The organism is Streptomyces sp. NPDC004667 (genome assembly GCF_040609475.1).
In the GTDB taxonomy this organism is placed as follows: domain Bacteria; phylum Actinomycetota; class Actinomycetes; order Streptomycetales; family Streptomycetaceae; genus Streptomyces.
Genome location: NZ_JBEXKC010000052.1, coordinates 33,771 through 56,144 on the forward strand (window position 1 = coordinate 33,771; position 22,374 = coordinate 56,144).

The 22,374-nt window shown below is 71.2% G+C and carries 21 protein-coding genes and 1 riboswitch; of the genes, 10 read left to right on the forward strand and 11 right to left on the reverse strand.

The genetic code is table 11. The features are described from left to right. Positions 1-142: 142 nt before the first annotated feature. The 7 genes from pyrH (at position 143) to ABZW32_RS25910 (ending at position 7,907) form a co-directional block, all read left to right on the forward strand. Complete coding sequence (pyrH, locus tag ABZW32_RS25880) at positions 143-922, forward strand: UMP kinase (RefSeq protein WP_030227443.1); 780 nt, start codon at positions 143-145, stop codon at positions 920-922. Positions 923-1,018: 96 nt separating this feature from the next. Next, the gene (frr, locus tag ABZW32_RS25885; protein ID WP_030227444.1) at positions 1,019-1,576 is read left to right on the forward strand and encodes a ribosome recycling factor; all 558 of its coding nucleotides are present in this window, start codon (positions 1,019-1,021) and stop codon (positions 1,574-1,576) included. Then, positions 1,576-2,652 (forward strand): phosphatidate cytidylyltransferase, encoded by a 1,077-nt coding sequence (locus ABZW32_RS25890; protein WP_356219899.1) that lies wholly within the window; start codon positions 1,576-1,578, stop codon positions 2,650-2,652. The genes frr and ABZW32_RS25890 overlap by 1 nt, the downstream gene beginning before the upstream one ends. Before the next feature lie 93 nt (positions 2,653-2,745). Further along, positions 2,746-3,858, forward strand: a complete 1,113-nt coding sequence (rlmN, locus tag ABZW32_RS25895; RefSeq protein ID WP_266842615.1) for a 23S rRNA (adenine(2503)-C(2))-methyltransferase RlmN — start codon at positions 2,746-2,748, stop codon at positions 3,856-3,858. 58 nt (positions 3,859-3,916) lie between these two features. After that, positions 3,917-4,026: riboswitch (TPP riboswitch) on the forward strand. 85 nt (positions 4,027-4,111) lie between these two features. Next, positions 4,112-5,209, forward strand: a complete 1,098-nt coding sequence (locus ABZW32_RS25900; RefSeq protein WP_356219902.1) for a thiamine ABC transporter substrate-binding protein — start codon at positions 4,112-4,114, stop codon at positions 5,207-5,209. Positions 5,210-5,265: 56 nt separating this feature from the next. Continuing rightward, positions 5,266-6,882 carry an iron ABC transporter permease gene (locus ABZW32_RS25905; RefSeq protein ID WP_356219938.1) on the forward strand — a complete coding sequence of 539 codons (1,617 nt, stop codon included), beginning with the start codon at positions 5,266-5,268 and terminating at the stop codon, positions 6,880-6,882. Further along, on the forward strand, positions 6,882-7,907 hold the full coding sequence (locus tag ABZW32_RS25910) for an ABC transporter ATP-binding protein (protein ID WP_356219905.1): 1,026 nt from the start codon (positions 6,882-6,884) through the stop codon (positions 7,905-7,907). Before ABZW32_RS25905 ends, ABZW32_RS25910 begins: the two co-directional genes overlap by 1 nt. Positions 7,908-7,964: 57 nt before the next feature. Here ABZW32_RS25910 and ABZW32_RS25915 read toward each other — a convergent pair whose 3' ends face one another. From ABZW32_RS25915 to ABZW32_RS25960, 10 genes are all read right to left on the reverse strand, one after another. Next, the gene (locus ABZW32_RS25915; protein WP_356219907.1) at positions 7,965-9,212 is read right to left on the reverse strand and encodes a cytochrome P450; all 1,248 of its coding nucleotides are present in this window, start codon (positions 9,210-9,212) and stop codon (positions 7,965-7,967) included. A 48-nt stretch (positions 9,213-9,260) separates the two neighbouring features. Next, complete coding sequence (locus ABZW32_RS25920) at positions 9,261-10,655, reverse strand: FAD-dependent oxidoreductase (RefSeq protein ID WP_356219909.1); 1,395 nt, start codon at positions 10,653-10,655, stop codon at positions 9,261-9,263. Next, positions 10,652-10,897 carry a ferredoxin gene (locus ABZW32_RS25925; RefSeq protein WP_356219911.1) on the reverse strand — a complete coding sequence of 82 codons (246 nt, stop codon included), beginning with the start codon at positions 10,895-10,897 and terminating at the stop codon, positions 10,652-10,654. The genes ABZW32_RS25920 and ABZW32_RS25925 overlap by 4 nt, the downstream gene beginning before the upstream one ends. Before the next feature lie 89 nt (positions 10,898-10,986). Beyond that, positions 10,987-11,592, reverse strand: coding sequence for a hypothetical protein (locus ABZW32_RS25930; RefSeq protein ID WP_356219914.1), 606 nt, complete (start codon positions 11,590-11,592; stop codon positions 10,987-10,989). Between the two features lie 99 nt (positions 11,593-11,691). Further along, positions 11,692-12,597, reverse strand: a complete 906-nt coding sequence (locus ABZW32_RS25935; protein WP_356219916.1) for a hypothetical protein — start codon at positions 12,595-12,597, stop codon at positions 11,692-11,694. Positions 12,598-12,687: 90 nt separating this feature from the next. Beyond that, positions 12,688-13,779, reverse strand: a complete 1,092-nt coding sequence (locus ABZW32_RS25940) for a Rossmann fold nucleotide-binding protein (RefSeq protein WP_356219918.1) — start codon at positions 13,777-13,779, stop codon at positions 12,688-12,690. A gap of 26 nt (positions 13,780-13,805) precedes the next feature. Next, positions 13,806-14,888 (reverse strand): hypothetical protein, encoded by a 1,083-nt coding sequence (locus ABZW32_RS25945; RefSeq protein WP_356219920.1) that lies wholly within the window; start codon positions 14,886-14,888, stop codon positions 13,806-13,808. Further along, complete coding sequence (locus tag ABZW32_RS25950) at positions 14,870-15,625, reverse strand: ATP-binding cassette domain-containing protein (RefSeq protein ID WP_356219923.1); 756 nt, start codon at positions 15,623-15,625, stop codon at positions 14,870-14,872. Before ABZW32_RS25950 ends, ABZW32_RS25945 begins: the two co-directional genes overlap by 19 nt. Positions 15,626-15,847: 222 nt before the next feature. Then, on the reverse strand, positions 15,848-17,227 hold the full coding sequence (locus ABZW32_RS25955) for an aspartate aminotransferase family protein (protein ID WP_356219926.1): 1,380 nt from the start codon (positions 17,225-17,227) through the stop codon (positions 15,848-15,850). Beyond that, positions 17,212-17,715, reverse strand: a complete 504-nt coding sequence (locus tag ABZW32_RS25960) for an Lrp/AsnC family transcriptional regulator (RefSeq protein ID WP_007266859.1) — start codon at positions 17,713-17,715, stop codon at positions 17,212-17,214. Before ABZW32_RS25960 ends, ABZW32_RS25955 begins: the two co-directional genes overlap by 16 nt. A gap of 170 nt (positions 17,716-17,885) precedes the next feature. Between ABZW32_RS25960 and ABZW32_RS25965 the strand changes: the two genes are divergently transcribed. The 3 genes from ABZW32_RS25965 (at position 17,886) to ABZW32_RS25975 (ending at position 21,169) form a co-directional block, all read left to right on the forward strand. Next, a complete protein-coding gene (locus ABZW32_RS25965) occupies positions 17,886-19,325 on the forward strand; it encodes a gamma-aminobutyraldehyde dehydrogenase (protein WP_280918367.1) in 1,440 nt (479 codons plus the stop codon). Positions 19,326-19,440: 115 nt separating this feature from the next. Beyond that, positions 19,441-20,619 (forward strand): spermidine/putrescine ABC transporter substrate-binding protein, encoded by a 1,179-nt coding sequence (locus ABZW32_RS25970; RefSeq protein ID WP_356219929.1) that lies wholly within the window; start codon positions 19,441-19,443, stop codon positions 20,617-20,619. Positions 20,620-20,704: 85 nt separating this feature from the next. After that, complete coding sequence (locus ABZW32_RS25975; RefSeq protein WP_280918365.1) at positions 20,705-21,169, forward strand: hypothetical protein; 465 nt, start codon at positions 20,705-20,707, stop codon at positions 21,167-21,169. 14 nt (positions 21,170-21,183) lie between these two features. On the opposite strand, the gene ABZW32_RS25980 is transcribed toward ABZW32_RS25975, so the two are convergent. Continuing rightward, positions 21,184-22,374: serine hydrolase domain-containing protein (locus tag ABZW32_RS25980; protein WP_356219932.1), on the reverse strand; the 1,191-nt coding region annotated here is incomplete at its 5' end.

Below are 22,374 nucleotides of genomic sequence, written 5' to 3' on the forward strand. Positions count from 1 at the left end.
CACCGGACCCCGGTAGGGTCTGAAGCAGTCGTCCGCGCTCGCGCGAGGCGACCGCAGATCTGACGAGGAGGCCATTGCCGTAGAGGGAACCGCAAGGACCCACCGGCAATGGCCTTCTTCGTATGTGCACGAGGAGATCTCCATGAATCAGGGCGTGGACACCCACACCGCTTCCGACGACAAGAGCGACCACGAGAAGAAGGGTCGCCGCTTCATGCTGAAGCTCTCCGGCGAAGCCTTCTCAGGCGGCGGCGGGCTGGGTGTCGACCCTGACGTCGTGCACGCCATCGCCCGCGAGATCGCGGCCGTGGTCCGAGACGGCGCCGAGATCGCGATCGTCATCGGCGGCGGCAACTTCTTCCGCGGCGCCGAGCTGCAGCAGCGCGGTATGGACCGGGCCCGGTCCGACTACATGGGCATGCTCGGCACCGTCATGAACTGCCTCGCCCTCCAGGACTTCCTGGAGAAGGAAGGCATCGACAGCCGCGTCCAGACCGCCATCACCATGGGCCAGGTAGCGGAGCCGTACATCCCGCTGCGCGCCGTCCGGCACCTGGAGAAGGGCCGCGTCGTGATCTTCGGCGCCGGCATGGGCATGCCCTACTTCTCCACCGACACCACGGCCGCCCAGCGTGCCCTGGAGATCGACGCCGAAGCCCTCCTCATGGGCAAGAACGGCGTCGACGGGGTCTACGACTCCGACCCGAAGACCAACCCGGACGCGGTGAAGTTCGACGCGCTGGAGTACAGCGAGGTGCTGTCCCGGGACCTCAAGGTCGCCGACGCCACGGCCATCACGCTGTGCCGCGACAACGCGCTTCCGATCCTGGTCTTCGAACTCCTCGCCGAGGGCAATATCGCCCGCGCCGTCAAGGGTGAGAAGATCGGCACGCTCGTGAGCGACCAGGGCACCCGGGTCTGAGCCCCACCGAGGCCCGGCTCCGGCCGGGCCCGGTCCGGGCGGCTCGTACCGCCCCGCCCGCCTGAACCATCCAAATCTGACATGCAGGAGCACGTGGTGATCGAAGAAATCCTCCTCGAGGCCGAGGAGAAGATGGAGAAGGCCGTCGTCGTCGCCAAGGAGGACTTCGCCGCGATTCGCACGGGCCGTGCGCACCCGGCGATGTTCAACAAGATCGTGGCGGACTACTACGGTGCCATCACGCCCATCAACCAGCTTGCCTCCTTCGCGGTTCCCGAGCCGCGCATGGCGATCGTGACGCCGTTCGACGCGTCCGCGCTGCGCAACATCGAGCAGGCGATCCGCGACTCCGACCTCGGTGTCAACCCGAGCAACGACGGCCGCATCATCCGGGTGACCTTCCCGGAGCTCACCGGTGAGCGCCGCAAGGAGTACATCAAGGTCGCGCGCACCAAGGCCGAGGACTCCAAGGTCTCCATCCGTTCCGTGCGCCGCAAGGCCAAGGACGCCCTCGACAAGCTCGTCAAGGACAAGGAAGCCGGCGAGGACGAGGTGCGCCGCGCGGAGAAGGAGCTCGACGACACCACCGCGAAGTACGTCGCGCAGGTGGACGAGCTGCTCAAGCACAAGGAATCCGAGCTGCTCGAGGTCTGATGAACGACTCTCCCTGGGCCGCCGAGCCGGTGGCGGCGGGTCCCGCATACGATGCGCTGGTGGGCCCGCAGACTCGGCCCATGTCCATCGTGCCCGATGCCGCCGGCCGTGATTTCGACGACCGGGAAGCACGCGATCGGGGGGCCGCCGCCTTCGGCGGCCCCCCGTTCCGCGCCGAGACGCCGCCGCAGGAGCCCATGCCCAGCCCCCCGCCTCCGCCTTCGCAGGTACCGCAGGACGCCTCCCCGCCGCCGCAGAAGAAGCGCGCGGGGCGGGATCTGCGTGCCGCCATAGGGGTCGGCGTCGGCCTCGGCGCGGTGATCTTCGCTTCGCTGTTCATCGTCAAGGCCGTCTTCGTCGGTGTGATCGTCGTCGCCGTCGTCGTCGGCCTGTGGGAGCTCACCTCCCGGCTCCAGGAGAAGAAGGGCATCAAGGCCCCGCTCGTCCCGCTCGCGGTCGGCGGCGCGGCCATGGTGATCGCCGGATACGTCCGGGGGGCCGAGGGCGCCTGGGTGGCCATGGCGCTCACGGCGCTGGCCGTGCTCGTCTGGCGGATGACCGAAGCGCCCGAGGACTACCTCAAGGACGTCACGGCGGGCGTCTTCGCGGCGTTCTACGTGCCCTTCCTGGCCACGTTCGTCGCGATGCTGCTCACCGCCGACGACGGTCCCCAGCGGGTGGTGACCTTCCTGGTCCTGACGGTGGTCAGCGACACGGGGGCCTACGCGGTCGGCTGGCGCTTCGGCAAGACCAAGCTCGCCCCGCGCATCAGCCCCGGCAAGACCCGCGAGGGACTCTTCGGGGCGGTGGCCTTCGCGATGGCGGCCGGCGCGCTGTGCATGGAGTTCCTGGTCGACGGCGGCGCCTGGTGGCAGGGCCTGGTGCTGGGCCTGGCTGTCGCGGTCAGCGCCACCCTGGGTGACCTGGGCGAGTCGATGATCAAGCGCGACCTGGGCATCAAGGACATGGGCACCCTGCTCCCGGGCCACGGCGGCATCATGGACCGGCTCGACTCGCTGCTGCCGACCGCTCCGGTCGTCTGGCTGCTGCTGGCGGCCTTCGTGGGCACGGGCTGACCTGCGAAAAAGCCGGGCGATACGCCGGGCGGTTACTCTTGGAAGGCGCGCTGCTTCTGCGGCGCGCCTTTCGTCTTACAAGGAGTACCCGCCATGGCCCGCCCCGTTCCGGGAGAGCTCACCTTCGTCGCCCCTCGTGGGGCCAAGAAGCCGCCCCGGCACCTCGCCGACCTGACCCCGGCCGAGCGCCGGGAGGCCGTGGCCGCGATCGGTGAGAAGCCGTTCCGGGCCAAGCAGCTCTCCCAGCACTACTTCGCCCGCTACGCGCACGACCCGGCCGAGTGGACCGACATCCCCGCCGCGTCGCGCGAGAAGCTCCAGCAGGAGCTGCTGCCGGAGCTGATGAACGTCGTCCGGCACATCAGCTGCGACGACGACACCACCCGCAAGACCCTGTGGAAGCTGCACGACGGCACGCTCGTCGAGTCCGTGCTGATGCGCTACCCCGACCGGGTGACCATGTGCATCTCCTCGCAGGCCGGCTGCGGCATGAACTGCCCGTTCTGCGCCACCGGCCAGGCGGGCCTGGACCGCAACCTGTCCACGGCCGAGATCGTGCACCAGATCGTCGACGGCATGCGCGCGCTGCGCGACGGCGAGGTCCCCGGTGGCCCGGCCCGGCTCTCCAACATCGTCTTCATGGGCATGGGCGAGCCGCTGGCCAACTACAAGCGGGTCGTCGGCGCCATCCGCCGCCTCACCGACCCGGAGCCCGACGGCCTGGGCCTGTCGCAGCGCGGCATCACCGTCTCCACCGTCGGCCTGGTCCCGGCCATGCTGCGCTTCGCCGACGAGGGCTTCAAGTGCCGCCTCGCCGTCTCGCTGCACGCGCCGGACGACGAGCTGCGCGACACCCTGGTCCCGGTGAACACCCGCTGGAAGGTCCGCGAGGTCCTCGACGCGGCCTGGGAGTACGCCGAGAAGTCCGGCCGGCGCATCTCCATCGAGTACGCGCTGATCCGCGACATCAACGACCAGGCCTGGCGCGGTGACCTCCTCGGCCGCCTGCTCAAGGGCAAGCGCGTGCACGTCAACCTGATCCCGCTGAACCCGACCCCGGGCTCGAAGTGGACCGCGTCGCGTCCCGAGGACGAGAAGGCCTTCGTCGAGGCCATCGCCCGGCACGGCGTGCCCGTGACCGTACGCGACACCCGTGGCCAGGAGATCGACGGCGCGTGCGGCCAGCTGGCCGCCTCCGAGCGCTAGGTTCCGGCCGCGACCGCCCGTAATCGGCCACGAGGTACCCTGTGGCCGGACAACTTCATCATTCCGACAGGGGAGCGCCACAGCGCTGAGAGTGCGGTAACCGTCATCCGCAGACCCTCTGAACCTCGCCCCGGTCATTCGGGGTAGGAAGTTCGGTCATCACTCAAGCTGTTGCGCCCTGCCCGGCGTCCGCTCCCACAGAGCGCCGGGCAGGGCCGCGTCTTCTCCTGGACATCCCAGGAGGAATTCACCAGTGAGCACCACCAAGAAGATCGCGGGCGCGGCGCTCGTGGCCGCGCTGGGCGTCGGCACGCTCAGCGCCTGCGGCGGCGACGCCAAGGACAAGCCGGCGGGCGCGAGCGACGCCCCGAAGTCCAAGACGATCACCCTCGTCTCCCACGACTCCTTCAACGTGACCGACACGGTCCTCAAGGAGTTCGAGCAGCAGAGCGGCTACACCGTCAAGGTCCTGAAGTCCGGCGACGCGGGCGCCGCCCTGAACCAGGAGATCCTCACCAAGGGCTCCCCGCGCGGCGACGTCTTCTTCGGCGTCGACAACACGCTCCTCTCGCGCGCCCTCGACAACGGGATATTCACCCCGTACCAGGCCAAGGGCCTGGACCAGGTCAAGCCGGAGTTCGTGCTCGACCAGCAGCACCGTGTCACCCCGGTCGACTCGGGTGACATCTGCGTCAACTACGACAAGGCCTACTTCGCCGACAAGAAGATCGCCCCGCCGCAGACGCTGGACGACCTGACCAAGCCGGAGTACAAGAACCTGCTGGTCACCGAGAACGCCGCGACCTCCTCGCCCGGCCTCGGCTTCCTCCTCGCCTCCGTCGGCAAGTACGGCGAGGACGGCTGGAAGGACTACTGGAGCAAGCTCAAGGCCAACGGCGTCGAGGTCGTCGACGGCTGGGAGCAGGCCTACAACGAGCGCTTCTCCGGCTCCGCGGGCGGCAAGAAGGCCAAGGGCGACCGTCCGCTGGTCGTCTCCTACGCCTCCAGCCCGCCGGTCGAGGTCCTCTACGGCGAGCCGCAGCCGGCCGAGGCCCCCACGGGCGTGGCCACCGGCACCTGCTTCCGCCAGGTCGAGTTCGCGGGCCTGCTCAAGGGCGCGAAGAACGAGGAGGGCGGCAAGGCGCTCATCGACTTCCTGGTGGGCAAGAAGTTCCAGGAGGACATGCCGCTCCAGATGTTCGTGAACCCGGTGATCAAGGACGCGAAGCTGCCGGAGGTGTTCACGAAGCACGGCGTGGTCGTCGAGAAGCCGGAGACGGTCGCCCCCGACGCCATCGCCAAGAACCGTGACCAGTGGGTCAAGGCATGGTCCTCGCTCGTCGTGAAGTAGTGCGGGACGCCTCCCCGAAGGAGGGCGGGCGCGCCACCGCCGTCAGGTTCGCCCTGATGGCGGTGCCGCTCGCCTTCTTCGGGCTGTTCTTCGCCTATCCCGTCGCCGCGATTGTGGGGCGCGGGCTGAAGACGGACGAGGGCTGGCAGTTCGGGCGCGTCGGCGAGGTCCTGGCCAGGCCCGACATCGCGGGCGTCCTGTGGTTCACCACGTGGCAGGCGTTCGCCTCCACCGTCCTCACCCTGCTCATCGCCCTTCCCGCCGCGTACGTCTTCGCGCGCTTCGAGTTCCCCGGCAAACAGCTGCTGCGGGCGCTGGTCACCGTGCCGTTCGTGCTGCCCACCGTGGTGGTCGGATCGGCCTTCCTGGCGTTGGTGGGGCGGGGCGGACTGCTCGACGAACTGTGGGGCGTCCGGCTGGACACCACCGTCTGGGCGATCCTGCTCGCCCACGTCTTCTTCAACTACGCCGTCGTCGTCCGGACGGTCGGCGGGCTGTGGGCCCAGCTGGACCCGCGCCAGGAGGAGGCCGCCCGGGTCCTGGGCGCGGGACGGTTCGCCGCCTGGCGGCGGGTGACGCTGCCCGCGCTGGGCCCGGCGGTGGCCGCGGCTTCGCTGATGGTGTTCCTGTTCACCTTCACCTCCTTCGGCGTCGTGCAGATCCTGGGCGGGCCCGCGTACTCCACGCTGGAGGTGGAGGTCTACCGGCAGACCGCGCAGCTCCTGGACCTGCCGACGGCCGCGGTGCTGACGATGGTCCAGTTCGCCGCCGTCGGCCTGATCCTCGCCGTGCACGCCCGGACCGTGCGCCGGCGCGAGGGCGCACTGCGGCTCGTGGACCCGGCGCACACCGCGCACCGCCCGCGCGGCTGGGCCCAGCGGAGCCTCCTCGGCGGGGTGCTGCTGACCGTGGCGCTGCTGATCGTGGCCCCGCTGGCCGTGCTGGTGGAGCGGTCCTTCGACGCGCCCGGCGGGTACGGGCTCGGCTTCTACCGGGCGCTGCAGGACGCGGGCTCCGGTGGCGGAACGTTTCTGGTGCCGCCGCTGGAGGCCATCTGGAACTCCCTGCAGTACGCGCTGGCCGCCACCGCCATCGCCCTGTTCGTCGGAGGGCTCGCGGCTGCGGCGCTGACCCGTCGCGGAGGCCGGTTCGTGCGGGGCTTCGACGCGCTGCTGATGCTCCCCCTCGGCGTGTCCGCCGTGACGGTGGGCTTCGGCTTCCTGATCACGCTGGACGAGCCGCCGCTGGACCTGCGGACCTCGTGGATCCTGGTGCCGCTGGCGCAGGCGCTCGTCGGCGTGCCGTTCGTCGTGCGGACCATGCTGCCCGTGCTGCGGGCCGTGGACGGGCGGCTGCGGGAGGCGGCGGCCGTGCTCGGGGCGTCGCCGCTGCGGGCCTGGCGGGAGGTGGACCTGCCGCTGGTGCGGCGGGCGCTGCTGATCGCCGCGGGCTTCGCCTTCGCCGTCTCGCTCGGGGAGTTCGGGGCGACGGTGTTCATCGCCCGGCCGGACCACCCGACGCTGCCGGTGGCGGTGGCCCGGCTGCTGGGGCGGGCCGGGGAGATGAACTACGGGCAGGCGATGGCCCTGAGCACGATTTTGATGCTGGTGTGCGCGGTGTCCCTGCTGCTGCTGGAACGGCTGCGACCCGCCACGACCTCGGGAGAGTTCTGATGACCCTGCTCCGGCTCGACGGCGTGTCGGTCCGCTTCGGCGACCGGGCCGTCGTGGACGAGGTGGACCTGGAGGTCGCCGAGCACGAGATCGTCTGCGTGCTGGGGCCGAGCGGCAGCGGCAAGTCCACCCTGCTGCGGGTGGTCGCCGGGCTCCAGGCCGTGTCCGGCGGGCGGGTGCTGCTCGGCGACGCGGACCAGGCGGCGGTACCGGTGCACCGGCGCGGGGTCGGTCTCATGTTCCAGGACCACCAGCTGTTCCCGCACCGGGACGTCGGCGGGAACGTCGCCTTCGGACTGCGGATGCGGGGTGCCTCCGGCGGGTCCGCGGCCGCCCGGGTCGCGGAGCTGCTGGAGCTGGTCGGCCTTCCGGGCGCCGGGCGCCGGGCGGTGGCCTCGCTGTCGGGCGGTGAGCAGCAGCGGGTGGCCCTGGCCCGGGCGCTGGCCCCCTCGCCGCGGCTGCTGATGCTGGACGAGCCGCTGGGACAGCTCGACCGGGGGCTGCGGGAGCGGCTCGTCGTGGAACTGCGCTCCCTGTTCTCCCGCCTCGGCACCACCGTGCTCGCCGTCACCCACGACCAGGGCGAGGCCTTCGCGCTGGCCGACCGGGTCGTGGTCATGCGCGACGGGCGCATCGCGCAGGCCGGGACGCCGCTGGAGGTCTGGGAGCGGCCGGCGTCCGAGTTCGTGGCGCGCTTCCTCGGCTTCGAGAACGTGGTCCCGGCCACCGTGTCCGCTGGCGCGGCCGCGACCCCGTGGGGGAAGGTCCCGGTCCCCGCCGGGGCGCCGGAGGGCGAGCGGCGGCTGCTGATCCGCCCAGCCGGCGTACGTCTGGGAGCGGACGGCCTGAGCTGCGAGGTGGCCTCGCGCACCTTCCGGGGCACCCATGTGGCCCTGCTGCTGAGGCCCGAGGAGGGGCCGGTACTGGAGGCCGAGTGCGGCCTCGCGGGGGCTCCGGCCGTGGGTGACCGGGTCCGGGTGACCTTCGCCCCGTCCGAGGTGGTCGTCCTGCCGGGCGGGCCCTGAGGGCCGTGGCCCGCGGGGCCCGCCCGGCCCTCGGATCGCGCCGCGCCGTCGGCGCCCTCAGGGCCGGATGCCGTCGACCGCGATCGGCAGGTGGCGGGGGCCGCGCAGCACCGCGTTCTGGCGGTACTCGGGCGGGTCGGCCAGCAGCCGGGGGTTCTCCAGCCTGCGGGCGAGCTCGCTCAGGGCCAGCTGGGCCTCCTGCCGGGCCAGCGGTGCCCCGAAGCAGCTGTGGATGCCGCTGCCCAGGCCCAGGTGCTGGATGTCCGCGCGGTCCGGGTCGAAGCGGTCCGGGTCCTCGAAGCGCAGGGGGTCACGGTTCCCGGCGGCCAGGACCAGCCACAGGGGGGCGCCCTTGGGGATGGACACGCCCGCCACCTCGATGTCGGCGAGGGTGGTGCGTTGGGGGACCAGCTGCACCGGGGGCTCGTAGCGCAGCAGTTCCTCCACGAGGTTGACGGACAGCTCCGGCTCGTTGCGCAGCCGGTCGAGCACGTCCGGGAAGCGCAGCAGCGTGAGCATTCCGTTGGTGATCAGGTTGACCGTGGTCTCGTGGCCGGCGATGAGCAGCAGCGCTGCCGTGCTCAGCACCTCCATCGTGGTCATGGTGCCGTCCGGGCTGTTCCCGGTGGCCAGCTCGGAGAGCATGTCGCCGGTCGGGTTCTTGCGCCGCTCCTCGATCAGTCCGGACAGGTACATGCCCAGTTCCATACGGGAGTCGTGCGTACGCCTCTCGCGTTCCTTGGGGTCCGCGTCCGGATCCGGGTCCAGGCTCGCCGCGAGGGTGTCCGCCCAGACGTGGAAGCGCGCCTCGTCCTCGGGCGGCACGCCCAGCAGCCGGCAGATCACGGTCACGGGGAAGGGGTAGGAGAAGTCCTCGACCAGGTCGATCCGTTCGGCGTTGCCGTTCTCCGCGATCTTGTCGATCAGGCCCTTGACGATGTCGTGCAGGTCGCCCCGCATGTCGTGCACGCGGTGCGGGGAGTGCGGCGGGCCGAAGGGCCGGTTGGTCATCCGGCGCAGCCGGTCGTGCTCGGGCGGGTCGAGCTTCAGGAAGGACGGCGGCAGGACCGTCTCCTCCTCCCCGCCCGGCTCGGCCAGCGGGTCGGCGGCCGTGGACGCCAGGTTGCGGGCGTCGGAGCTGATCCGCGGATCGTGCAGCAGGGCCTGGATCTCGTAGTAGGTGCTGACGACGAACGGCCCGCTGCCGTCGTGGTAGACCGGCGTCCGGCGCAGCTCCTTGTAGAGCGGGTACGGGTCGGCCCGGTTGGAGTAGTCCAGGATCTGACGCAGGATGTCTTGGGTCATGAGGGGTCCTCGTGCTCCTCGCGTTCCTCCGGGGAGGGCGCGTCCGGGTCAGTGGTGCGCGGGGGTGAACGTCATCCGCCGGTCGGCCGGCGAATAGCCGCTGAGGGTGATGGTCGGGCCGTGCGTGGGCACCGACGGGTCGGGGAAGTCCGCGGGCATCGGCCGGTTGCCCTCCGGCCTGCGGTCCATGGTGGTGAACGGCGGCGGGAAGGGCGCGGTCTCCTCGATGAGCCGCTCGTAGAACTGCAGCCACCGCGACTGGTCGAAGGTGACGGCGCCGATCACGCGGCCCTGGTAGCCGTACACGCCCGTGAACCGGCGCTCGCCGCGCGAGCCCTGGGCGATCAGGATCTCCGTGCCCATCGAGGGCACTCCGACCGACTTGATGTTCACGCCGAACTGGGAGGACCAGAACGCCGGCACCCACAGGTGGGGGCGGCGGTCCGCGCTCTCGCTGAGCATGTTGTGCGCGGCCGTCTCCGCCTGCGCGACCGCGTTGCCCCAGTGCTCCAGGGACAGGAACTGGTACCCGAACAGGGCGTGCGGGGAACGTGCCACGTCCCCCGCCACGTAGATGTCGTCGGTGACGATGCCCCGGATGTCGAAGGCCCGGCAGCCCGCGTCGCACGCGATGCCGCGGGGGCCCGCGCCCAGCCCGGACCCGGCCAGCCACTCGGTGTTGCGCATGGCCCCGAGGGAGACGACCACCACGTCCGCCTCCAGGGTGGTGCCGTCGGACAGGTGCGCCGCGCGGACCCGCCCGGTGGCGTCGCCCTCCAGCCCCGTCACCATGACCCCGGTGCGCAGGTCCACCCCGTGCTCGCGGTGCATCTCGGCGGCCACCTCGCCGATCACCCCGCCGAGGGCGCCGACCAGCGGCGCGGCGCCCCGTTCGGCGACCGTGACGGGCAGCCCGCGTTCCCGGCAGGCGGAGGCGATCTCGGAGCCGGTGAATCCGGCGCCGATCACCAGCACCCGGCGCGGTCCGGCGGCGAGCTTCTGCTCCAGCGCGGCCGCGTCGTCACGGGTGCGCAGCACGAAGACCCCGTCGAGCGCGGCCTCGTCCGCCTGGGGCCAGGGCCGGGCCCGTACGCCGGTGGCGATCAGGAGCCGGTCGTACTCCACCTCGTTCCCGTCGCCGAGGCGGACCCGGCGGGCCGCCATGTCCAGGCCGGTCGCGGGGACTCCGAGACGCCATTCGGCCCCGATGTCCCGGCGGCGGGGGAGCGCGGTGTGCTCCGGGCCGGCCCGGCCCAGCAGCACCTGCTTGGACAGCGGGGGCCGGTCGTAGGGCTCGTACGGTTCGTCGCCGATCATCGTGAGGGAGCCGGTGAAGCCCTTCTCCCGCATGGTCTCGGCGGCCCGCAGGCCCGCCAGCGAAGCACCGACGACGACGATGCGCCCCTCGCGCTTGAGCCGCTCCAGGCTGCCGTCGGCGCTCATGACGCGCCTCCCGGTCCGTCCCCGGCATGGCCGTCCGCCAGCTCCAGCAGGATCGCCCGCACCGGGCAGGCGGCCACCGCCCGGGTGACGTTCTCGCGCAGCTCCGTGTCCGCTTCCCCGTCCTTGGCCGGGTTCGGGTCGTAGAGCAGCGCTTCGTCACCGTGCATCGCGAACACTTCAGGAGCGAGGAACGCGCACTGGGCGTATCCCTGGCAGCGGTTGAGGTCGACGACAAGCCTCATGAGGCATCAGCCCTTCCGTGGCCCGAACACCCCCGTCACCCCCGACCTCCAGAATGCACGTCCCACCCCGGGGTCGCCTGCCGGGAGGACTAGCGCCTGCTCACCCGCAGGATGTACCCGCTGACGGCCAGGGCCCAGGCCGGGAAGAGCATCTCGGACCAGGGCAGCGAGGAACCCACCAGCAGCAGCACCAGCCCGACGACGAAGCCCAGCCGGACCAGCGGCTTCGGGAAGACTCCGAGCCGCATGCCGATGGACGAGGTCGTGAAGACGAACACGGCCGCCATCCGCATCCCGTACGTCGTCAGCACCGTGTAGGCGAAGGAGCGGCCGAAGCCGGACTGGGCCGTGCTCTCCTGGAGGACGGTGCCCGCCGCGGCGGCGGCGACGAACAGGGTGGCCGCGAAGACGATGCCGCTGCCCAGGAAGACGGTGGCCACGAAGCGGTCCTCGGCGTCCCCGGTGTGGGCGCGCAGGGCGCCCATGAACCAGAGGAAGAAGATCCCCGCGAACGGGACGATCTCCAGCGCCGCGCTCACCGCCCAGCGCCGGTCGGGATCCACGGGTCCGTGGGCGACGTCCGAGGGGAGGGCGTAGCGGATCAGGGCGATCGAGGCAGCCGTCAGCAGCGCGAAGAGGATCCCGGCCGCACCGGCGGCGCGCGGCGTCTCCATCCGGGCGGTGGTGGTCTCCATGCACCCAGCAAGCGGCAGCGGCCGCGGGCCCGCCACCCCGGGCACCCGCGGGGGTGAACGGGGCGACGGGCCCGCGGCCGCCGCAGGGGTGTCCGCGCGTCAGGACACCGGCTCGGGGACGGGCTCCGGCGCCGGTTCCCCGGCCCCGTCGTGGTTGCCGTACCAGGCCACCGCCACGGCGCCCGTGACCGCCAGGACGAAGCCCAGTACGGCCAGCCATGCCAGTCCCGGCCGGGAGGCGTCGCCGAGCCAGAGCACGCCGATGGCTCCGGGGAGCACCGTCTCGCCGACGACCAGCGCCGCCGTCGCACCGTTGACGGAGCCGATCTGGAGGGCGACGGTGTGCAGGTACATGCCACCCGCCCCGGCCAGCACGATGGCGTAGAGGGCCGGGTCGGCGAGCATCGTGCCCAGGGCGAAGGGCTCGACGCCGTCCAGGATCCGCACGCCGACGCCCAGCGCGCCGAAGGCCAGCCCCGAGAGCAGGCCCGCCAGGATCGCGGCCCGGGCGCCGAGGAAGCGCACGGCCACCGTGCCGCCGACGATGATCAGCGCGGTCACCGCGAGCAGCCACCAGTGCGTGGCCATCGGGGCGTGGTGGCCGCCCTCGTGACCGGCGGCCGTGGCGAGCAGCACCAGCGCCGCGCACACCACCGCGATGGAGCCCCACTCCTTGCGGGTCAGCCGGATGCCCAGCATCTTGACGCTCAGCACGGCGGTGATGACCAGGTTCGCGCTGATGACCGTCTGGGACAGGAACAGCGGCAGCATCCGCGCGGCCAGCGCACCCAGTCCGAACCCGACGAAGTCGAGGATCGTGCCGACGATGAACTCCCAGGTCATCGCCGCCTTGGCGGTCGAGGTGAGGTTCGGTCCGCCGTGCGCCGTCACCCCGGCGGCGGCCGGGGAGGTCCGGGCGGCCCGGCGCGAGCCCACGGCTTGCAGGACGGATCCCGTGCCGTAGCAGATGGACGCCGCGACAGCGGTCAGCAGGCCTATGAGCACAGAGGGCTCCGTTCACGTCTGGCAGGTTTTGCGGTACCTAGACCAGACGTGTGAACGGCCCCGGAAGTTGCCTCGGGAACGGGTGATAAGTCAGCGCATCGAGGCGAGGGCGTCCGGGACCTCGTCCACGGAGTCCACCAGCGCGATCCGCGACTCCATCGCGCGGCCGCGCGCCAGGGCCTGGAGCAGCGGCCAGACCGGCAGGTGCCCGGTCCAGTGGGCGCGTCCGACCAGGACCATCGGGGCCGGTACGGACCCCGACGCGTAGTAGTTGGGCGTCGCGTTGTCGAAGACCTCCTGCACGGTGCCCGCCGCACCGGGCAGGAAGACCACGCCCGCCGTCGACCGGGCGAGCAGCCCGTCCTCACGGGTGGCGTTCGCGAAGTACTTGGCGATGTGGCCCGCGAAGGGGTTCGGCGGCTCGTGACCGTAGAACCAGGTCGGGATGCCGACGGAATCGCCGCCCTCGGGCCACCGCTCCCGTACGGCGAAGGCGGCGCGCGCCCAGTCGGAGACCGACGGGGCGAAGGAGGGTGCCTTCGCGAGCATGTCGAGTGCCTCGGTGAGGGCTCCGTCGGGGGCCGGCGCCAGGTAGGCGCCGAGGTTGGCGGCCTCCATCGCACCCGGCCCGCCTCCGGTGGCCACGGTCATGCCCGACCGGGCGAGCGCCCGGCCGAGTTCGGCGGCGCCCCGGTAGTCGCGGCCGCCGCGCTCCACGGCGTGGCCGCCCATCACGCCGACCACGCGGGCACCCGCGAGGTGCTCGTCGAGGGCGTCGGAGACGGCGTCGTCGTGGACGGAGCGGAGCATCGAGGAGAAGACGTCCCCGTCGGCCTTGGTCTCCTGGAACCAGGCGTAGGCCTGGGCGTCCGGGGTGGACCCGTAACCGTCGGCGAGGCCGACGAAGAGCTCGTCCGCCGTGTACAGCCGCCCCCGGTACGGGTCGAAGGGCAGGTCCGGCACCGGGGGGAAGACGAGCGCGCCGTCCGCGCGGACCTTCGCCGAGGCGTCGGGCTCCATCGCGCAGCCCAGGAACACGGCGTCGGAGGTGTCGGCGGACAGCAGCGCGAACGTCCGCTCCAGCAGGTTGACCGACTGGACGCGGTACCCGCTCAGTGAGCCCCGGGCCGCGACCCGGTCGAATTCCGCGAGCGTCTCGATCTCGATGTCTGCGTTGACCATTCGGCCCACACTAGGCGCTGGTCCGCTCAGTGGGTCAAAGCCAGCGACGTCAGCTGCGCCACACCCCAGCTGAGCGGGAGGCACACGACGAGGAGCGCGGCGGCCCGTACGGTCACGGCCGTACGCAGCACCGTTCCCGGGGTTCCGAGGTCCAGGAGGGCCGCCCGGGCGGCGGAGCGGGAGTGGCGGGATTCGGCGGCCGATGTGAGAAGGGTCGCGCCCGCGCACAGGGCCACGAGGGCGGCGGCCGGACCGGTCAGCGGTCCGAGCGGGGTGAGGGCCCCGCCCCGGTCGCCCAGGGCCACGGAGGTGAGGGCGGCGGCGCCGACGGCGCACAGCACCCCGAGGGGCCGGCCGAGGCGGGGGGCCTCCTCCTGGAGGGCCCGCCCGGCGAGCAGCCGCAGCGCGCCGGGGCGGACGGCCTGGACGAGGGTGCCGCAGGCGTAGGCCAGGCCGGGCCCGGCGAGGGCCAGCCCGACCGCGATCAGGACCCAGCCGGCCGGAACGGCCGCGCCGCGCGGGCCGGCGTAGGTCTCGACGGCGAGCCCGCTGGCGGCGAGCGCCACACCCCAGGGCACTCCGGACTGGGGGCTGAGCCCGGCCGCCGGGGGGCGGGGGCGCAGGGCGACGACGGTGGCGGCGGAGGCCGTGAGCGGGATCATGGACAGCAGGGTGAGCGCCCCGGCCACCGGCAGCGGCTGGTCGGCGTGGAGCAGTCCGGCTCCCGCGCCGTCGAAGGGCAGGCCCGCCAGTTCGCCCCGCAGGTGCAGGAAGACGGCCAGGGCCAGGGCGCTGCCGAGGGCGCAGGCGACGGCGGTGGAGACCGCGCCGACCAGGGTGAGCCGTACGGGTCCCAGCCCGACGGCGTCGAGGCCCTCGCGGGGCCGGGTCGCCGGGTCGGTCCGGGCCACCGCCACCGCGAACTGCACGGTGGCGGCGAGCGGCACGAGGGCCCACAGCAGCCGGGGCAGCGAGCCGGCGGGCCGGGCCATCGCCTCCGCGAGGACGTACAGCAGCAGGAACCCGCTGCCGGCCGAGGCGGCGGCGACGAGCATCCGGCGCAGCTGGACCGCGGGGCGGGAGCCGCGGGCTAGGCGGAGAGCGAGCACGCGGCCTGGTCCTCCGTGGTCCGGGGGGAGTCGGCCGCCGTGGCGGCCCCGGCCGGGCGGCCGTCGAGCAGGTCCAGCCTGTGGTCCGCCTGGGCGGCGGTTTCCTCGTCGTGGGTGGCCAGCACCACGGTGATCCCGTGGGAGCGGGCGGCGGTGGTGAGCGTCCGCAGCAGCAGGGCGCGCTCGCCGCGGTGCAGCGGGGCGGTCGGCTCGTCGGCGAAGAGCACGGTGGGCTCCCCGACCAGGGCCCGGGCGAGGGCGACCCGCTGGCATTCGGCGCGGGTCAGGGCGCCGGGGCGCTTGCGGGCGAATGCGCCGATGTCGAGGCGGTCCAGCCAGGCGCAGGCGGCGTTCTTGGCGGCGCGGTGCGTGGCGCCGGTGAGCAACAGGGGCAGGGCCGTGTTCTCCCACACCTTGAGCTCCGGCAGCAGCTGGGGCTCGGGTCCGATCCAGGCGAACCGGTCGCGGCGCAGCCGCTCGCGGGCGACGGGGCCGAGTGTGTGGACGGGGACGCCGTCGAACCAGACCTCGCCCTGTTCGGGCACCAGCCGGCCGGTCAGGCAGCGCAGCAGCGTGGTCTTCCCGCTGCCGCGCGGGCCGGTCACGGCCAGGATCTCGCCCTGGCGCACTCCGGCGGTGACCCCGATGAGTCCGGGGGAACCGCCGTGGGAGTAGTGAAGGGCCCGTGCCCAGAGCACGTCATTGTCCGGTGGGGCATTGTCCGATGGAGCCACCATGGCGTACACCTCCGTCCGGGGGAACGAAGCGGAGCCCCTTCGGTCACTGGCGCCGCACTGAGATGTAAAGAGATGAACGTCTTGGATGGTGACAGCACACGGCCCGGACCCCCGCGTTCTCACTCGAACGGGGGATCCGGGCCGTGTGATCGGACTATCGCGGCGTCCGGCGGCTGCCGTGCCGGACGGTCCGGCGCCCGGCCGGAGCCGGGGGCGCCGGGGTTACAGCTTGGTCCAGGCCTCGGTGAGCACCGAGCGCAGGATGCCTTCGATCTCGTCGAAGGTGCCCTGGTCCGCGATCAGCGGCGGGGCCAGCTGGATGACCGGGTCCCCACGGTCGTCGGCGCGGCAGTACAGGCCGTTCTCGAAGAGCGCCTTGGAGAGGAAGCCGTAGAGCACGCGCTCGGTCTCCTCGTCCGTGAAGGACTCCTTGGTGACCTTGTCCTTGACGAGCTCGATGCCGTAGAAGAAGCCGTTGCCGCGGACGTCGCCGACGATCGGGAGGTCGTGCAGCTTCTTCAGGGTGTTGAAGAAGTTGCCCTCCTGGTCCAGCACGTGCTGGTTCAGGCCTTCCTTGTCGAAGATGTCGAGGTTGGCCAGGGCCACGGCGGAGGACACCGGGTGTCCGCCGAAGGTGTAGCCGTGCAGGAAGGTGTTGTCGCCCTTGTAGAAGGGCTCCGCGAGGCGGTCCGAGATGATGCAGGCACCGATCGGGGAGTAGCCCGAGGTCATGCCCTTGGCGCAGGTGATCATGTCCGGCACGTAGTCGAACTTGTCACAGGCGAACATCGTGCCGAGACGGCCGAAGGCGCAGATCGTCTCGTCGGAGACGAGGAGCACGTCGTACTCGTCGCAGATCTCGCGGACGCGCTGGAAGTAACCGGGCGGCGGCGGGAAGCAGCCACCGGCGTTCTGCACCGGCTCCAGGAAGACGGCGGCGACGGTGTCGGCGCCCTCGAACAGGATCTCCTGCTCGATCTGGTCGGCGCACCAGCGGCCGTAGGCCTCCGGGTCGTCGCCGAAGATCGGGGCGCGGTAGATGTTGGTGTTCGGCACCTTGTGCGTGCCGGGGACCAGCGGCTCGAAGGGGGCCTTGAGGGCCGGCAGGCCGGTGATGGACAGGGCGCCCTGCGGGGTGCCGTGGTAGGCGACCGCGCGGGAGATGACCTTGTACTTGGTGTGCTTGCCCTGCAGCTTGAAGTACTGCTTGGCGAGCTTCCAGGCGGTCTCGACGGCCTCGCCGCCACCGGTGGTGAAGAAGACCTTGTTCAGGTCGCCCGGGGCGTAGTGGGCAAGGCGCTCGGCCAGCTCGACGGCCTTGGGGTGCGCGTACGACCAGATGGGGAAGAACGCGAGTTCCTGCGCCTGCTTGTAGGCGACCTCGGCCAGTTCCTTGCGGCCGTGACCGGCGTTGACCACGAACAGGCCCGCGAGGCCGTCCAGGTAGCGCTTGCCCTTGTCGTCCCAGATGTAGGTGCCCTCGCCCCGGACGATGGTGGGTACGGGGGAGTTCTCGTAGGACGACATGCGGGTGAAGTGCATCCACAGGTGGTCGTACGCGGTCTTGGAGAGGTCCTGGCTCACGGTTATCTGGTTCCCCACATGTAGGTCTGCTTCTTGAGCTTCAGGTAAACGAAGCTCTCGGTTGATCGCACGCCGGGGAGCGTGCGGATCTTCTTGTTGATCGTCTCCAGCAGGTGGTCGTCGTCCTCGCAGACGATCTCCACCATGAGGTCGAACGAGCCCGCGGTCATCACGACGTACTCGCACTCGGCCATCGCGGTCAGTGCGTCGGCCACCGGGTCGAGGTCGCCCTCGACGTTGATGCCGACCATGGCCTGGCGCCGCAGACCCACGGTGAGCGGGTCGGTGACGGCGACGATCTGCATGACGCCCTGGTCCAGCAGCTTCTGCACGCGCTGGCGGACGGCGGCTTCGGAGAGGCCGACTGCCTTGCCGATCGACGCGTAGGGACGGCGACCGTCTTCCTGGAGTTGCTCGATGATCGCCAGGGACACAGCATCGACCGAAGGGGACGGTTGTCTGTTCCTGGAATCTGCGCTTCGACTGACCACGACCTCACTGTGCACGAGGAGTCGTCCGTTCCGCAACCCGTAATCGATGAAATCCGTTGCGGGAGGTCTTCGATTGCACGGATTTCGTAGTTCGTGGTGTCCGGCTCTGTCGAAAGCGTCGCCGGAGGCGCTAGTCTTGGGGGGTCGTCTCAATCATTGGACATGTGATCAGGAGCGTGGCTGTAGTGACCACCGAACTGCGTCGTCTGCGCAACTACATCGGCGGGGAGTTCAAGGACGCCGCCGACGGGCGGACCACCGACGTGGTCAACCCCGCCACCGGAGAGGTCTACGCGACCGCCCCGCTGTCCGGCCAGGCCGACGTGGACGCCGCCATGGCCGCCGCCGCGGCCGCCTTCCCGGGCTGGCGCGACACCACGCCCTCCGAGCGCCAGAAGGCCCTGCTCAAGATCGCGGACGCCTTCGAGGCGCGCGCGGACGAGCTCGTCGCCGCCGAGTCGGAGAACACCGGCAAGCCGCTGGGCCTGACAGCCAGCGAGGAGCTGCCGCCGATGGTGGACCAGATCCGCTTCTTCGCCGGCGCCGCGCGCCTGCTGGAGGGCCGTTCGGCCGGCGAGTACATGGACGGGATGACCTCGATCATCCGCCGCGAGCCGGTCGGCGTGTGCGCCCAGGTCGCGCCGTGGAACTACCCGATGATGATGGCCGTGTGGAAGTTCGCCCCGGCGATCGCCGCGGGCAACACCGTGGTCCTGAAGCCCTCGGACACCACCCCGGCCTCCACCGTCCTGATGGCGGAGATCATCGACTCCGTCCTGCCCAAGGGCGTCTTCAATGTCGTCTGCGGCGACCGCGAGACCGGCAAGGCCATGGTCGAGCACTCCACCCCGGCGATGGCCTCCATCACCGGTTCCGTGCGCGCGGGCATGCAGGTGGCCGAGAGCGCCTCCAAGGACGTCAAGCGCGTCCACCTGGAGCTCGGCGGCAAGGCCCCGGTCGTGGTCTTCGAGGACGCCGACCTGGCCAAGGCCGTCGAGGACATCGCCGTCGCCGGCTACTTCAACGCCGGTCAGGACTGCACCGCCGCCACCCGCGTACTCGTCCACGAGTCGATCCACGACGAGTTCGTGGCCGCGCTCGCCAAGGCCGCCGCGGAGACCAAGACCGGACAGCCGGACGACGAGGACGTGCTGTACGGCCCGCTGAACAACCCGAACCAGCTCCAGCAGGTCGCGGGCTTCATCGAGCGCCTCCCCGCCCACGCCAAGGTCGAGGCGGGCGGCCACCGGGTCGGCGACAAGGGCTTCTTCTACGCCCCGACCGTCGTCTCGGGCCTCAAGCAGGACGACGAGATCATCCAGAACGAGGTCTTCGGCCCCGTCATCACCGTCCAGTCGTTCACGGACGAGTCGCAGGCCCTGGAGTACGCGAACGGAGTCGAGTTCGCCCTCGCCTCCTCCGTGTGGACCAAGGACCACGGCCGCGCGATGCGCATGTCCAAGAACCTCGACTTCGGCTGCGTGTGGATCAACACCCACATCCCGCTCGTCGCCGAGATGCCCCACGGCGGCTTCAAGAAGTCCGGCTACGGCAAGGACCTCTCCGCCTACGGCTTCGAGGACTACACCCGCATCAAGCACGTGATGACCTCGCTCGACGGCTGATCCGCCGGGACCGTCGCGGTGACGGGCGCGCACTGATCACCGCAGGCCGCTGAAGGGGCGGGCAGTAGACACCTTGTCTATTGCCCGCCCCTTCGCGTTCGCCGAGGCTGTGCCCATGCCTGAACTCGCCTTCTCCCGCCGCGCGGCGCTGCGCGGCCTCGGTGCCGCGGGCCTGCTGGCCGCCCTCACCGGATGTGGTGTGCCCGCCGCCTACGTCCCCGAGGACCGGCGGCAGGGCCAGGACCTCTCGGACCGGGACCAGAGCGTCGCCTTCTCCAACTGGCCGCTCTACATCGACACCGACGACCAGGACGAGGAGAGCCGCCCTACGCTGGAGGCCTTCACGAAGAAGACCGGCATCGAGGTCCGGTACACCGAGGAGATCAACGACAACGACGAGTTCTTCGGCAAGGTCAGCCCGGCCCTGATGAACCACCAGTCGACCGGTCACGATCTCGTGGTCGTCAGCGACTGGATGGCCGCCCGCTTCGTCCACCTGGGCTGGGCCCAGAAGATGGACCGCTCCGCCCAGGGCAACGTGGCCAGGTACCTCGACCCCCAACTGCGTTCCCCCGCCTTCGACGAGGGCCGGCTGCACACCGTCCCCTGGCAGTCGGGGATCACCGGCATCGCCTACAACCGCAAGGCCCTGGGCCGGGAGATCAAGTCCGTCAGGGACCTCTGGCAGCCGGACCTGGCCGGCAAGGTGACGCTGTTCTCCGGTCTCGACGAGTCCTTCGCCCTGCTCATGCAGGGCAACGGCGCCGACGTCACCCGGTGGACCGAAACCGACTTCCACCGGATGTGCGACCAGGTCGAGAGCATGGTGAAGAAGAGGCACATCCGCCGCTTCACCGGCAACGACTACACCTCCGACCTCAGCAAGGGGGACGTCCTGGCCTGCCAGGCCTACTCCGGCGATGTCATCCAGCTCCAGGCCGACAACCCCGACATCGAGTTCGTGGTCCCCGAGGAGGGTGCCGAACTCTGGGCGGAGAGCCTGCTCGTCCCCAACCTCGCCCGCCACAAGACCAACGCCGAGGCCCTCGTCGACTACTACTACGATCCCGCTGTGGCCGCCGAACTCGCGGCCGCTGTCAACTACGTCTGCCCGGTGCCCGCCGCCCGCGAGGTGCTGGCCGCCTCCCCGGACAAGGAGACCGCCAAGCTCGCCGAGAACCCGCTGATCTTCCCCGACGAAGGGATGCGCAAGCGCCTCGTCGTGGCCCGGGACATCTCCTCGGCCGAACGCTCCTCCTTCGCCAAGCGCTGGAACTCCATCGTCGGACTCTGACCGGACCGCCCGCCCCGCCCAGTTCGCACTGAACGCGTTCAGGAAATTGGCTGAACGTGTTCAGTTCTGGTCGTAGGCTTCTCCCATGAGCGAGAGAAGCGCCCTCCAACGGCGGATCCGTGCCTGGCTGTTGCTGTTCGTCGTCTGCCTGGTCCTCAGCGGGCTCACCGCCTTCCCCCTGGTCACCGAGCTCCACTGGGCCAACTCCCTGGTGGGCAACGACTGGCTGCGGCGCGTGGGCGACGGACTGGACCGGGCCGACGCCGACTACCCCTTCCTCCTCTACGGCACCGACTGGCTCGCCTTCGCCCACCTGGTCATCGCGGTCTTCTTCTACGGAGTCCACCGCGACCCCGTCCGCAACATCTGGATCGTGGAGGCCGGCATGATCGCCTGCCTCGGGATCATCCCGCTGGCACTGATCTGCGGACCGATACGCGGGATCCCCTTCGGGTGGTCACTGATCGACATGTCGTTCGGCGTCTTCGGCGTGATCCCCCTGCTGGCCCTGCGGCGCATGATCAAGCGGTTGGAAGCGCTGCCCGCCTGAGCGGGGGCACCCCGCTACTTCGCGAAGGCCGCGCCCACGATGCCCATGGCCACCTTGTTCATGTCCCGGCCCTTGGCATCGGTGGAGTTCACCGAGTACACGAGCGTGCGGGAGAGGTCGCGGCTGCCGCCGATCACGGTGTTGTAGCCGAAGCGGCCCCCGGTCTTGCCGTAGACCACGGCGCCGCCCGGCAGCCTGAACTCCTTCAGGCCGGCCGTCTGTACCGCGTGCCCGCCGGTCTCGGCGTCCTGCACGTCGGGGACGGTGAACATCTCCTCCAGTTGGGGCCGCGGTACCACCTTGCCGCCGAACAGTGCCACCGTGAACCGTTCCAGGTCCGTCGTGGTCGATATGAGGTCCCCGGCCGCCCAGTTGGAGGAGGAGTTCCACTCCGTCACGTCCACCAGGGAGCTGCCCCCGCCCGGCCGCGGCACCGCCTGGTAGCCGTGGTTGTGGGGGCCCGGTATCCGGGTCTGGGTGCGGGCCGGGAACGAGGTGTCACGCAGCCCCAGCGGCCGGAGTATCCGCTGGGACACCGCCTTCTCGTACGTCGTCCCCGTCACCTTCTCGATCAGCACGCCGAGCACCGTGTAGTGGATGTTGCTGTAGTGCTGCTTCTCGCCGGGCCGGGACTCGGGGCCCTTGGCCACCGCGTTGGCGATCAGCGCCCGCGGGTCCACCACGTCGAAGCGGTGGGCGTACTCGTCCGCGAAATCGTCCCCCGGGCCGTCCGCCGACCTCAGACCGCTCGTGTAGTTCAGCAACTGGCGTACGGAGACGGCCTCGAAGCCGCCGGGCCCGCCGGGCAGCAGCCCCGGCAGGTACTCCTGCACCGGCCGGTCCAGATCCACCCTGCCCTCGGCGGCCAGCTGCAGCACCACGGCCGCGGTGAAGGCCTTCGTCACCGAACCCGCCCGGAACCGGCCGTCCTCGATCACCCCGCGCCCGCTGCGGACGTCCGCGACCCCTGATGCGCCCTTCCAGGAACCGCTCGTACCGCCCACCCGCACCAGCGCGGCCGTCGCCTCCGGGTGGTCGGCGCCCAGACCCGCGATGGCCCGCTCCAGCGCCGCTGCGTCGGGCGGGGACGGGAAGAGGGGAGCCTGCGCCCCGGCGGCCCGGACCCGGCCGTCCGCGACCGCCGGGGCAGCCGCCGGCGCTTCCAGTCGTCGTAGAGCAACGGCAGCTGCGTCGCGACGATGTGC